Raw genomic sequence first — 13608 nt, forward strand, 5'->3', positions numbered from 1 at the left:
TTACACGTCTCGGGCCGCCCCAAGGACGGCTTCGGTTTCTTGAACCACCCGGTCGGGGGAAACCCATTCCATACATTCGTGGCCGAACGGGCAGCGGTCCCGGTTACAGACCAAACAGGCCAATCCATCGGCTTGGACGTAGCGGTGGGGTGGTTGACGGGGGTTCCAGGACACCGGCGATGTCGGGCCGTAGACTGTTACCGTAGGTGTCCCCACCGACACCGCCAGATGCATCAACCCCGAATCGTTCGTCACCGCCACATGACAACGGGACAACACCGCCGCCGCCCGGTGGAGGGTTCCCGCAGGAAGGATCGAAACACGGGATGAAAATTTTCGCGCTAGGACTTCAAGATAAGCCCGTTCGTCGCTTCCCCCCACTAAAACGATGGATCGCCCGGGCCTTAAAAGAAGGCGACGAATGGTTTCCTGAAACTTCTCAGCGGGCCATTGACGAATTTGGTGCCGATGCTTGGGCATGACCGCCACACGTTCCGTGGCCTTGTCCAACTCGGACGTGGTCCACCAGTCGCGCAAGTCGTCCAACTCCGTTTCTCGGACGGGAAGACGAGGAAGCTTCACGTCAGGGACCGATAATCCCAACCGCCGAAGGAGCGCAAATTTATTTTGAACCGCGTAGACGTCTCCGGTCGGACGGGGCACCGGATGGGTATAAACGAGACTCCAAAACGGAACGACAAACCCCACACGAACGGGGGCACCGCTCAACCACGTCATCTGGGCGGTGCGGGGGTTGTTCATAAAATCCAAGACCCAATCATAACGGCGACCACGTAGTTCACGAACCCAATGCAGAAATTTACTCTTTTCAAAAACCAGGCGCTCCGTGAGACCCGGGTAATTATCCAAAATCGGAGCGGCCGCGGGTTCCACCAAAAAATCTATTTGGGCATCGGGAAACCTGTGGCGCAGAACGTCAATCGCTGGGGTGGTCACAATCACATCCCCTATTCGCCGCAATTGGATCACCAGGATCTTCATTTAGAACCGCGCTTGCCCACGGGTGAGGTTCAGGTGGAAATCCCAGCGCGTGTCATCGCCGCGAACAAAAATTCGTTTCAAACAAAAAGGATCTTTCGTCAGATCCCCTTTTCCCCGGTGAACGGAAACAGCGGTCCGATACCCCGCGTCTTGAATCCGCCGTCGGATTTCAAGGTGGTCCGCCCCGTTCCCGTAGGGATGGGCAAAGGAAACAGGCGACACGCCCACCTTCTTTTCGAGGATCCGCCGGCTTTCAACGATTTCATGATTCGCCTCTTCCAAAGACAGCCGAGCGAGGCGTGGATGGGTCAACGTGTGCGACCCAATATCCCACCCAGCGTCCCTCAAGATGAGAATGTCTTCCCAGGAAAGCATGGGCAAGCGCACTTCACTGGACGGATCGTGCCAAAAGTTGTCCCGGCCCACCGCATGGACCACCACATACACCGTGGCGGGAAACCCCACCGCGCGAAGAACCGGCAAGGCGTTTTCTATATTGTTGCGGTAGCCATCGTCAAAAGTCAGGACCACCGCTGACGGGGGGATCGCGCGGCCAGCCGCCTGATCTTCCACCACCCGACGCAACGTCAGGACTTCGTATCCCCGTTTCTTGAGATAGTCCATTTGCCAGCGAAAATCGTCCACTGAAACCCACAGTTTTTTAAGGCGTGAGCCCGCCGGGGGATTTCCCACCTTGTGGTACATCAGGATCGGGAGACCCGTGGCGGGGAACCGCCACCAATTCCATCGGGCCGAAACACCGAGGGCCGCCAGGCCCCCCAAAACCGCCAACGATTCACCGACCATCGACTTCCCCCTCCATGACGCGAACCAGTTTTAACCAGGTGTAATAGGAACTCAAAACCGCGTAAATAAAACCGGCGTTCCCATCCAGAAACCCCAGTTTGACGACATAGCGAATGACGAACTCCCATGGCAACCGGGCGTGCGTCCACAAGGTGAACCGTCTCCCCTGACGAAATTTGTCCCGGGCGATGAGACCTGAATACCGATTGCATTTGTCCAAATATTCCGAAAAATTCCGGTAGCTTTCATGCAGAATCCGGGAACGGAGTTTTCCCAGAGGAGGAACAACGGAGATCCCCTCATGAATTTCTTTCCCCACATAATGACCTTTGTCGCGCCGAAACAGGCGAAGATGCCTTTCTCCCCAGAGTCCCCCAAACCGAAGCCGACGGCCCAAAAAAACGTTTTGAAACCTAAGGTGGTACCCGTGGACCGCGGGTTCCCCGGCAAGAACCGATTTGATTTCGTCCTGAAGAGCAGGGCTGAGGCGTTCATCCGCATCCATGTTAAGGACCCATTCCCCCGTGGCCTGCTCCAACGCAAATTGTTTTTGGGGGCCGAACCCCGCGAAATCCCGATGGATCACCCGGGCCCCAAACTCTTGGGCAATGGAAACGGTCCGGTCCGTGGAACCACTATCGACCACAACAATCTCGTCGGCCACACCCCGCAAACTCTCCAAGCATCCAGGCAGATCCCGCTCTTCGTTTCTCACAATCAATATGGCGGAAAGATGCGGAGCAACGTTATCTTTCATACGTTCGGCCGGAGGGGCACAGGAAAGGGCTGGTGGATGTCATAAAATTTTTCGTAGGCGTCCCCCATGGCGAGGACCGTAAAAAGACGGCTTCGTTCATGCCCGCAAATCACCCGACGGGACCTTTCGTCGCGATCGCCCAAAACATAGTGAATATTTCTGGCCAACGCTCCTGGATCCCTGGGCGCGCACAATTCGGGGACATGGGGACCTCCGTAAAGATCAGGGATTCCACCCGCCGCCGTGGCCACGGTCGGCACGCCGATTATTAAAGCGTCAAGTAGGGCCGTACCCAAACCCTCCTCCGCTGAAGCAAGCACGAACACGTCCGCCATAGCTGTATATTCTAGCACCTCTGGACGGTGTCCCAAAAAGAACACCCGATCACTCATTTTGAGTTCTCGTGTCAATCCCTCCAGCTCTCTTCGTAAAGGTCCCTCCCCTGCCAAAAGGAATTTGGCCTGGGGAAAGGCTGGGGCCACAAGCGCTGCCGCACGCAAAAAAGTGGCCTGATCCTTCTGGAGATCGAGAGCCCCCACCGTGACGATCAACAGGTCCTCACTTGAAAACCCAAGTTTCCGGCGAAAAGAATCTCTGTCGTGGACGTGGGGATACCCCGCGGAATCGATCCCGCTGGGGATAACGACGATTTTCGACGCGGGGATCCCCCCCGCAACAGCTTTTTGGTAGATTGCCGATGATAAAACAGCCAAGGCTTTCAGCCTCCTGTATTTCCACCGGCTGAAGAACCCCGAGCCCAGAGGAAAATTAACCCGCCGAGTGGCCAGCAATGAAATGCTTGTTCCTCGAACCGCTAACGCCCCCAACCCCACCGCATGCCCTGTGTGCGCGTGGAAAATCGACACCCCGTTCTTTCGGGCAAACCGGGCCAACCGGGCGGCCGTCCAAAAATCCCACTCCCCCCAAGGACGCACGGGAAACACCGACAACCCCTCTTTTTCTGCGGCCAGCGCCAACGGTTCACCTGGACGAGCCGCGATCCAGTTGAAGTGCCCGCGCCGACGAAGTTCCATCGCCAACAAGAGCGTTTGACGTTCCCCCCCTCGCCACCCCCGTTCCGTATTGAGGTGAAGGATCCGATGAAACCTCACGCTTTCTTCCCCCGTCGACGGGACAACGCGGCCTCGTAAACTTTTTCGGTTTCTTCACCTAAATGGTGAAAGCTGAATCGGGACTCTACGGTGCGTCGGGCCCGTGCCCCCATCTTTTTGCGGCGTTCCGGGTCGTCCAACAGAATCCGAAGGGTCCGCGCCAATCCCGTGGCGTTGCGCGGTGGAACGATAAATCCATTGTCACCGTTCGTCACCATTTCCGGAAGAGCTCCTACGTCGGTGGCCACCAAGGGCCGGCCTCGGGCCAACCATTCGAGGGCCGCGCGACTGACCGCCTCACTTTCCACCGACGCAAGGACCCCCACGTGACACGTGTTCATGAACGACCCAGCGTCCGGAACACGCCCCAAAAATTGAATCCACCGTTCCACCCCCAGCTGGGCTGCTTGTCGGTGCAATTCACTTTGTGCGGTATTCTTCTCTTCGCCGGCAATCAAAAAAACTTCATCCTTGAGCCGATCTTTCATTAACCCCACCGCCTCGATGAAAAACCCATGCCCCTTCACCGGGTCCAAGCGACCTAAAATGCCAACCCGAAGGGGCCCCGGCGGTTCAGATTCAAAGGGAAGAAGATTGATCCCAGGATAAATCAAGGAAATTTGGTCCAGAAGAAATGGAAACCGCGCTCGGTAGGAATCCGCCAAAATTTTGGACGCCACAATCACGCCATCCGTCTGCCGAAAAAGTATCCCTTGTCCAGGTCGGACCGTCAGGGTTCGAGCCTCGCCCCGCGTTCGAACCAAAGCCATGGGACGAAATCGTGAAAGAAAAAATCCCAACGAATGTCCGGTTCCCGTGTGGGCATTGATGAGATCAAAATTCATTTTCCCTACCCAACGACGGAGGGAGAGCGGGGACCCCAAAGGAAAAACCGACACCCCCTTGGACTCCGCTTGAAGGGCGGCAGGTCGCCCCGGTCGTGCAGCCACCCACACGTCGTGCCCCCGATCTTTAAGAGCCTGGACAACCCCCAGGCCGTAAGCGGTCAGTCCCGAATCCCAGCGCTCATCTAAAATATGAAGGATTTTCATGGACGCTTCCCAGCGGGTCCAACCGACAGAAGTTCGTTAGCCGCCGCCACCACCTGGTCCACAGAAATATCCCCCATACATCGGAAATGTTTCTGCGGGCATCGGGTCGAACCGTGGAGTGAACACGGACGGCAAGCGAGGGAGGGAACCTCCACCACCGTGGTCCCCTTCCCCGTGGGAAAGAACCCAAAGGCCTTAACGGTGGGGCCGAAAAGGGCCACTGTCGGAACACCCAGGGCCGCCCCCACGTGCATGGCCCCAGAATCGTTGGAGATAAGAAGAGCGCATTTCCGAAGAACCCACATCATTTCCCGAAGGGAGGTCTTCCCCACCAGGCTTTGGACCGGACCGGGGAGGGTCTGCAGCACCGCTTCCGCCGCCGGAACATCCGCCTGAGCCCCCAAGAGAACGATGGGGTACCCCGTCTGGAGAGAGAGTCGATGAGCGACTTCAGAAAACCGATCGGGGAACCATCGTTTGGTGGCGTGAAGAGCCCCCGGGGCCAGGGCGATAAAAGGCCCAGTCCCCAAACGGGTTTCCCATGCCGCGGACAACCGTTCTTCCGGTGAAAAATAAAGGCGGGGCGTCCGATCCTCGAGGGAAATCCCTAAGGGAGAAAGGGATTCCCCATACCGGTCCACAATCCCAACCAGGAGTCGAGGAGAATCTTTTTTAAACCAGACCAGGAGACGTCGCGCGGCTGAGCGTTTGTCGTAACGGACCCTCTGGGCCGCCCCCGAGAAAAAGGACCATAATCGAGATCGAATCGTGTCGTGGAGATCCACCAGGACATCAAACCGTCGCCGACGGATCTCAAGGATCCACCCCCACACGCCTCGATCTTCAAACACCGCGATCTCATCCACATGGGGGTTCCCCAGGAAAACTGGGCTAAACTGTTTTTTCGTCAGAACAGTCACCCGCGCCCCCGGCCAAGAAGACTTGATCCCTGCCAAAACGGGTGTGGTCAAAACAACATCCCCTAAAGACGATAATCGCACCATCAGGATCCGAGCGGGAGCCATGGTCAGCAAGTCCCGCAACGTTTTTTAGTCCCTCGCCCCACGGACCGTGGAGGCAAGGTGAGCGCCTCATTCAAAAGAGATAAACTCGCTTCCAGGGCCCCTCGTTGGCTGTCCGCCAGAGACCGCGCCGCCGCCCCCATTGTTCCCCGTCGTTCGGGAGAAACCAGTAATTGTGCCACTGTTTCATAAAGTCCCGCCGCGTCCTTGATTTGAATTGCCGCTTGGTTCTCTTGGAAAAGTGCGGCGATCTCTTGAAAGTTCTCCATATGGGGCCCAAAGATCAGGGGGACACCCCAACGGGCCGCTTCCAAGGGATTCTGCCCTCCCCGGCGAACGAGACTTCCCCCCACAAAAACCACAGTCGCGAGACCATAAATTTCGGCCAATTCCCCCACCGTGTCGAGGATAACGACATCCGCTGTTCCGTTAAATCCAGATAGTTCCGTGCGAAGAACGGTCCGAAATCCTCGTTCGGAAAAAAGACGATGCACCTCCCCCGCCCGTTCCACATGGCGGGGGGCCACCACCACCCGTAAAGTCGGAGAGTGACGACGAAGGGAAACGAAGACATCCAGCAATGAGGATTCCTCGCCCGGGTGGGTGCTCCCCAGAACCCAGAGGGGATCTCCTTCTGAAAATCCGTAAAGAGAACAGAGCGCGGATCGACGTTGGGGGTCGGGAAGGGGAACATCAAACTTCAAATTTCCTGTAATCACCACAGATTCAGGATGAGCGCCCAATTGAAGATAACGGGAAGCGTGCCGGGGACTTTGAACCCCCACGCGGGAAATCCCCATCAACAACGGCTCCAACACACCGCGCAAGCGGTAATAGAGGGGGAACGCTCCGTCAGAAATTCGGCCATTCACCACAGCCACCGGCACCCGGGCCGCCGCCAGGGTGCGGAGCCAATGGGGCCAGATTTCCGTTTCGATGAGGACCAAAACACGGGGACGGCACGCCTGAATCAACCGTTGGACCGCGCTCGGCCGATCCAGGGGAGCCAGCCTTACCATTTCAGCGAGACCCAGACGCTGCGCCAATTCTTTCCCATTCACCGTGGTGGTGGTTAAAAGACGAGGAATTCCAGGGAAACGGGAAGGTAAAGCGCGCAGAAAACTTTCGGCCGCGCGCACTTCTCCCACAGAAGCCGCGTGAACCCAAAGCACTCCAGGGGCTGGCCATTCCCCCCCCCAACCAAACCGTTCTGGAAGTCCTAGCAGGGTACGTCGAAGCCCGTAACGCCAAACAAATACCAAAAAGAGGAGGGGCCAGAAAAGGAAAAAGAGGAGGGAATAAAGGGTCAACATGGGGCGCTGTCTCCCGCGAGGTGTTGGGCGGCGGATTCTTCCACAGCGTTCAAGGCCGAACGTAATTCAATTTCAGCCTCCGGCCCGGATTCATTAAAAACAAGGGGTTCCCCAAAAACCACGTCATACCGACCAAACGGGAGTGGAACGAGGAACTTGTCCCAGCTTTTTAATTCTTTGGTCCGAGTCCCGGCCCAAGCGAGAGGCACAACAGGGATTTTCATTTTTGCGGCCAAAGCCAATAGGCCCGGCTGAATCGACCGCAGAGGCCCACGAGGGCCGTCGGGCGTAAACGCCACGCATTCACCGTTCTTAACAACATCAATTAACGCTTTAAACGCCGCTCCTCCTCCTCGACTGGACGAACCGCGAACCGTTTTAAAACCGAATCGATGGAGAGCTTGCGCCACGAATTCGCCATCCCGACTTCGACTCACGAGAACGTGAACACCGCTTTTCCTCTTTTCAAACAGCATCAACGTTTGGTAGCGATGCCAGAAAGCGTAAATAAAAGGACGCCCGCAACGGGTTTGTTCTTGAAATCCAGGAGACGCGTGTATGCGCAACCGCGATGTACGGCCAATCACCTGAATCCAGACCCACGCCAACCAAGAGATGACAAAGGAAAGGAATCGATCGCGACGGGAAAGTATGAATGATGTCAAAGGTCCTCCTTCCGATGAAGGAGCTGAGGATCGGACGGGAGAGCCCGCGCCGCTACTTTTTCTTCTTTGCGGGCGGACCCCAGGGAAAGACGCCGGCCCGCGTGAAGCGCGGCGAAAGGTGGCCTGCGGCGTCATAGGAAATAGAAAGGCGCCCAGCGTCCAAAAATTCCAACGTGGCCATAATGTCTTGGGGATTCGTGAAAAGCCGACGGAGTTCCAACTCGCACGAATCGCGCCGGGCTTCCTCGGCCACCAACCGCTCAATAAAGTGGGCCGCCTGGTCCGCCAATTCTTCTCCCAAAGAAGTCAAAATACGACTTCGAAGGCCTTCCCCACGGGAAAGAGCGTCCCCCAGTTTGGACTCGAAATCGGTCCCGATGGTGACCACAAACGTGGTCAGCGCAAAAGGTTTCTTTTCACCCGGAGCGGGAATCCACAGGGGTTCCATCCACGCCGGAGCGTGGGCGGGGGTCACGGCATCAAAGAGTGCCGCCGTCTCCAAACCTTCTTGGACAGAAAGGATTTCCGTTTCCACAGCTTTCTCAAGTTCGGGGGTGATTTGAGTATCGTCCAGGAGGGATTTTAAATTACGAAGGATCGCGCTGGGACGAGGGCGAAGTCGAAACTTGCGAATCTTTTTAACGGACCGCACCGCGGTGCCGCCCGCACCCCCGCCGATCAACGGAGCGACTTGTTCCGACGAATCTGCCACAGAAAAACCATCGGAGTGGCAATGAAGATGGTGGAATAGGACCCCACCACAACACCAAAGGTGAGCGACAACGCAAAGTCGCGAATGACTTCACCACCGAAAAGGAGTAAACAGATCAAAACTAAAAACACGGTGAGGGAAGTAATAATCGTCCGCGAAAGGGTTTCGTTACAGGACCGATTGATCAATACATCCAACGCCTCTTTGTTCACCCGCCCTCGAAGTCGAATGTTTTCACGAATACGGTCAAAAATAACGATCGTGTCATTGATGGAATAACCGGCCAAGGTGAGAAGGGCCGCAATAACCGCAATGGACAATTCCCGTCCCGTGATGGCCATAAACCCCGTGGCCAAAAAGACGTCGTGCATTAAAGCGAATACACCGGAAACCCCCCACACCCAATTGCGAAATCGCACCGCCACATAAATAACGATCCCCAAAAGGGAGAAAAAGATGGCCAAGGACGCTTTCCCGAGCAAATGGCGCCCCACCACAGGACCCACAAATTCGGCCCGCTCAATGACAAAGGGGTTTTCGGTAAATGATTTTGCAAAACTACTTTTAACTTTGTCTTCAACACCCTGGCGATCCACGTCCGACTGTTCCGTTTTAAAGCGGAGGATGACCGCGTTGTGTTCCGGAACACTTTGGAGTTCAGCCCCCACCAACCCCCCCTCCGCAAGCGACGCACGAACGTCACCCAGGGGCACCGCTTCTTTTTCAAAATACCCTTGAATAAGCGTTCCACCCGTAAAATCAATGCTGAGAAAACTTTTCCCACGAGACAGGACCGCACCGATGCTGGCGATTCCCAGGATCAGTGAAATACCGAAAAAGATCTTGTGGTATTTGATGTAGTTAAAGTTCGGAGTGTGGAAGAGTTCCATTTAGACGCTCAATTTCCGGACGTTTCGATTCATCATCCAGAGTTCATAGACAGTGTGAGTGACAACGATGGCGGTAAACATGGAAACGAGAAGACCCAACAGCAAAGTGATCCCGAACCCCTTCACCGGCCCCGTCCCAAATTGGAAAAGAAAAACCGCGGCAATAATCGTCGTTAAGTTCCCATCAAAAATGGCCGAAAAGGCCTTGGCATACCCCTGGTCCACCGCCATCCGTGGGGTTTTCCCCAAACGAACCTCTTCCCGGATGCGCTCAAGGATCAGTACGTTCGCATCTACGGCCATCCCGATGGTCAAGATAATACCCGCAATGCCCGGCATGGTGAGCGTGGCGTGGAACATGGCCATGGCCCCCAACAACAAAAAGAGATTGAGTAAAAGCGCTAAATTGGCCAACATTCCAGACCATTTGTAGTATACCGCCATGAAGAGGAAAATCAACCCTAACCCAATGGCTCCCGCGCGCAACCCCGCCTTAATCGAATCATCCCCTAAAGTGGCCCCCACGGTCCGCTCTTCCACAATTTCGAGAGGCGCGGGAAGAGCGCCGGCCTGTAACACCGCCTTCAAAAATTTCGCATCTTCTGAGGTGAATTGGCCTTCAATGATAGCGTGACCGTCAGGGATTCGGGTTCGTATGACCGGCGCGCTCTGAACCACTCCATCCAGAATAATGGCCAAGTTCCGATTGACGTTCGCTTCGGTTAAATCGGCAAACCGCTTAGCCCCTTCTTCACTGAATTCGAGGGACACATGGGGCGCCGAACCAGAATAATCGTTACCCATCTCCACCCGGGCGTTTTTCAAAGCCCCACCGGTCATTTCGGCCGTGGATTTCACCAACCAAAAATCCGCTTCTTTTCCAGCCAAAAGTTCCGTCCCTGGGAGAAGTAAATCGGCAATTTCTTTCGGCATGCTTCCCGGCCGCAAATTCGTGGGTCCCAACTTGAGATCCCGAGCTTTGGCCAACAGCGGAGCGGGAACACCGCCCACTTCCGTTAAGCGAAACTCGAGAAGAGCGGTGCGCCCGATCAGGTCTTTGGCTTGTTCCCGATTCTTGACACCTGGCATCTGAACCACGAGCCAGTTGTCCCCTTGACGAACAATCAAGGGTTCCGACAAACCGATTTGGTCGATTCGATTCCGAATGACCTCGATGGCCCGGTCCATGGCTTCATTCACCGTTTCCACCCGGTCGTCCGGAAGCTTGGAGACCTGTAATTCCAGAAGGAGGTGAATCCCCCCTTGAAGATCCAATCCTAAATTTAAAATTTTCCCAACCAAGGGGTTTCGACGGAGGCGCATGTCTTCTTGGGCGGAGCGGGGCTGCGAATAAAAGCGAAAGGAAGGGAAAAGAAACCAACCCGCCGTAAGAATCGAGAGAAGAACTAAAATGGATCGCCAGTAGGCGCGGTGCATGGAGAGGAATTAGCCCTTAGGAGCCGTGTTGGGGACCACTTCAGCGTCAACCGCGGGATCGCCTTGAACCACACGAGCCACATAGCTTTTAGCCAGCATGACTTTTGTCTCTTCAGAAATTTTCAATTCGATCACCTTCCCCTTGACGGATTGGACCGTCCCGTAGAGCCCGCCCTGGGTAAGAATTTGGTCACCGCGCTTTAACTCATTGACCATGCGTTGGTGCTCCTTGGCCTGTTTTTGCTGGGGCCGAATTAAAAGGAAGTAGAAAATACCCAAGATGGCAATCAAAGGGACAAATGTCATAAAGCCCCCGCCTTTGGCCGGCCCTTCAGCAGCGGCCCACAGGGGCTGGGCGGAAAGGAAAAATGAAACAAGTGCCACATATTTCATAAAATCTCCTCGAAAAGAAATGGGTCGCTCGGGGATCCCGCTCACGTGCCGCTGGTTGAAGAACGGTTCCCGGTGCTGTAACGGTCTAAAAAATCCGCCTTGAAGGAACGATACTGACTCGAGAAAATAGCTTCCCTCATTTGGCGGGTGAAGTCTAACATAAAGGCCAAATTGTGTAAAGACACCAAACGAAGGGCCGCGTATTCCCCTGCCCGAAAAAGATGCGCCAGATATCGACGGGTGTACCGTTGGCAGACAGGACAGGAACACGACTCGTCCAGGGGGCGGTCATCCCGACGACAGACATTCGTCCTCAGGTTGAGCGGCCCCTGGGAGGTAAGGGCCTGACCGTTTCGGCCGTTCCGAGTGGGCCAGACACAATCGAACATATCAATTCCCCGTTCCACCGCTTCCAACATATCTTCCGGCCGCCCGACTCCCATCAAATAGCGGGGCTTTCCTTTCGGCAGTTCGCTCACACTGGCCTCAATCATAGGCCCCAACATGTCGCGCGGTTCCCCCACCGATAGACCACCCAGGGCATACCCGGGCAAATCCAACTCCACCGTCCGCCGTGCGCTTTCTTTTCGCAAAGCGGAAAATGTCGCCCCTTGCGCAATGGGAAAAAGATTCGTGTTAAGTGAGGATTCTCCCCGACCAACCCAAACCGCCTTGGCCCGAGCCGCCCAGCGAAGGGTCCGTTCCATCATATCCCGCGCCTCAGTCTCTGAGCAAGGATAGGGGGGGCATTCGTCCAAACACATGGCAACGTCCACCCCCATCCGCATCTGCGCCGACACCACATTTTCAGGGGTCAGATGATGACGTGCCCCATCCACATGGGAAGAAAAGGTTACGCCCGCTTCCGACACGTCACGCCGGTTGGCCAACGAAAAGACCTGAAACCCCCCGGAATCCGTTAGGATCGCCCCCTTCCACGACATAAACCGGTGGAGCCCCCCCGCCTCTTCCAGCGCATCAATCCCCGGCCGCAACCAAAGATGATAGGTGTTCCCCAAAATCATCCCGTAACCCAACCCTTCCAGATCCTCACTAATCAGGGTTTTGACGGACGCCTGGGTTCCCACAGGCATAAAGAGCGGAGTCTGAACCGTGGCGTGCGCCAACCGAAGCGTCCCCGCCCGGGCGGAACCGTCCGTCGCCTCGATACTTAACAATGCCTTCATAGGAGACTTTCCCTATTTACACTTTCGACGTTCATGACGATACCCGCCCCTGAGTCACGTTCCATTCGTCTTTCCATAATTTTTTCGCGAATTCACGGAAGGGGAAAACCCAAATTCCGTCATCCAATTTCCGCGTGTGGGGTTCCAGACTAACGACCAATAATGTTTTAACATCGGGGTGTTCTTCGCGGAAGACGCGGAGCCCCTTGAGATCGTCCGAGGTCACCCGCGCCTTCCCTTTGGCCTCGATCGCCACGGACCCGTCGCCAAGGACAAAATCCACCTCCGCCCCTGTGGTCAGCCGCCAATAGGAAAGATCGGAGTATCCCCCCTGATAACTTCGATGCGCCGAGAGTTCGTGGAACACCCAGTTCTCAAAAGCCTTCCCAAACGCTTCTGACCCCGGGCGAACGGGACCCCGCCGAGCCAAATGGTTCACCACTCCCACATCGCGGAAATAAAATTTAGGGCCTTGCCGAATCCGCCTCTTGGCCCGACGCACGAAAGCGGGAAGAAAAGCCCCCATCAGCGTATCTTCTAAAATCCCAAAGTGGTCCCTCACGGTCACTGACGAAACGCCGCATTCTCGAGCGATGTTCGATAAATTGACAACTTCCGTATCCCCGATGGCCGCGATCCGAAGAAAATCTGAAAAAATCGGAAGCCGGCGAACGAGCCCTTCTTGCATCACTTCTTCACGCAGATAATCCGTCACATAGCTCCGGATAGCGTTCTCCGGATCTTCGTGCGTGTAGTGACTAGGAAGCGGCCCCACATTCGTCCACCGTTCCAAATTAAAATCGGATCCTATCTCCGCTGAGACTAAACCAAACAACTCATGACGCAACGCGCGTCCGCCCAGAAGGTTCGCGTGATTCCGGCGAATTTGCCGGGCACTGGATCCACAAAGCGCAAAGACACGCCCTTCGTCCTCCATTAACGAGTGTATTTCATCCAACAACCCCGGGGCTTTCTGGACCTCATCAACGACAATCAATTTATTTTCGGGAAGACCCCGAACCTCCTCACGGAACGCCCCCGGACGTTGGAGAAATCGCATGAGGTCGTCACTGCGCAGAAGGTCCAACCGGTGAGCACGGGGATAGAGGGTTTTAAGAAGTGTTGTTTTCCCGGTTTGGCGCGGCCCCCAAAGGAAAAAGGATCGACGAGGAGTCTGAGGGAGAACCAACCGACGTTTAAACAACACACACCTCCGGTTTAAATATTCATGAAATTTTAAACCAATTATGCGTGATTGT

Annotated in this window: 14 protein-coding genes; all 14 read right to left on the minus strand. The window is 55.6% G+C overall.

Annotation, left to right across the window (positions count from 1 at the left end; all coding sequences use genetic code 11):
• The 14 genes from JNK54_00310 to JNK54_00375 are packed head-to-tail and all read right to left on the minus strand — an operon-like array spanning position 1 to position 13553.
• Positions 1-1002, minus strand: coding sequence for a glycosyltransferase family 9 protein (locus tag JNK54_00310; protein MBL8022710.1), 1002 nt, complete (start codon positions 1000-1002; stop codon positions 1-3).
• Complete coding sequence (locus JNK54_00315; GenBank protein MBL8022711.1) at positions 1003-1809, minus strand: polysaccharide deacetylase family protein; 807 nt, start codon at positions 1807-1809, stop codon at positions 1003-1005.
• Positions 1799-2566 carry a glycosyltransferase family 2 protein gene (locus JNK54_00320; protein MBL8022712.1) on the minus strand — a complete coding sequence of 256 codons (768 nt, stop codon included), beginning with the start codon at positions 2564-2566 and terminating at the stop codon, positions 1799-1801. Before JNK54_00320 ends, JNK54_00315 begins: the two co-directional genes overlap by 11 nt.
• Positions 2563-3678 (minus strand): glycosyltransferase, encoded by a 1116-nt coding sequence (locus JNK54_00325; GenBank protein MBL8022713.1) that lies wholly within the window; start codon positions 3676-3678, stop codon positions 2563-2565. The genes JNK54_00320 and JNK54_00325 overlap by 4 nt, the downstream gene beginning before the upstream one ends.
• On the minus strand, positions 3675-4730 hold the full coding sequence (locus JNK54_00330) for a glycosyltransferase family 4 protein (GenBank protein MBL8022714.1): 1056 nt from the start codon (positions 4728-4730) through the stop codon (positions 3675-3677). The genes JNK54_00325 and JNK54_00330 overlap by 4 nt, the downstream gene beginning before the upstream one ends.
• Entirely contained in the window at positions 4727-5755 is a 1029-nt protein-coding gene (locus JNK54_00335; protein MBL8022715.1) for a glycosyltransferase family 9 protein, read from the minus strand. The genes JNK54_00330 and JNK54_00335 overlap by 4 nt, the downstream gene beginning before the upstream one ends.
• A gap of 2 nt (positions 5756-5757) precedes the next feature.
• Positions 5758-7065 (minus strand): 3-deoxy-D-manno-octulosonic acid transferase, encoded by a 1308-nt coding sequence (locus JNK54_00340; protein ID MBL8022716.1) that lies wholly within the window; start codon positions 7063-7065, stop codon positions 5758-5760.
• Positions 7059-7730: a lysophospholipid acyltransferase family protein gene (locus tag JNK54_00345; GenBank protein MBL8022717.1), complete on the minus strand. Its 672-nt coding sequence runs from the start codon at positions 7728-7730 to the stop codon at positions 7059-7061. The genes JNK54_00340 and JNK54_00345 overlap by 7 nt, the downstream gene beginning before the upstream one ends.
• Before the next feature lie 52 nt (positions 7731-7782).
• A complete protein-coding gene (locus JNK54_00350) occupies positions 7783-8442 on the minus strand; it encodes a hypothetical protein (protein MBL8022718.1) in 660 nt (219 codons plus the stop codon).
• Positions 8409-9332, minus strand: a complete 924-nt coding sequence (gene secF, locus JNK54_00355) for a protein translocase subunit SecF (protein MBL8022719.1) — start codon at positions 9330-9332, stop codon at positions 8409-8411. The genes JNK54_00350 and secF overlap by 34 nt, the downstream gene beginning before the upstream one ends.
• A complete protein-coding gene (secD, locus tag JNK54_00360) occupies positions 9333-10769 on the minus strand; it encodes a protein translocase subunit SecD (GenBank protein MBL8022720.1) in 1437 nt (478 codons plus the stop codon).
• A 9-nt stretch (positions 10770-10778) separates the two neighbouring features.
• Entirely contained in the window at positions 10779-11162 is a 384-nt protein-coding gene (gene yajC, locus JNK54_00365; protein MBL8022721.1) for a preprotein translocase subunit YajC, read from the minus strand.
• Between the two features lie 41 nt (positions 11163-11203).
• The gene (tgt, locus tag JNK54_00370) at positions 11204-12349 is read right to left on the minus strand and encodes a tRNA guanosine(34) transglycosylase Tgt (protein MBL8022722.1); all 1146 of its coding nucleotides are present in this window, start codon (positions 12347-12349) and stop codon (positions 11204-11206) included.
• A gap of 31 nt (positions 12350-12380) precedes the next feature.
• Entirely contained in the window at positions 12381-13553 is a 1173-nt protein-coding gene (locus JNK54_00375) for an ATP-binding protein (GenBank protein MBL8022723.1), read from the minus strand.
• Between the last annotated feature and the right edge of the window lie 55 nt (positions 13554-13608).

It is taken from the genome of Elusimicrobiota bacterium (assembly GCA_016788905.1).
Taxonomy (GTDB): Bacteria; Elusimicrobiota; Elusimicrobia; order FEN-1173; family FEN-1173; genus JADKHR01.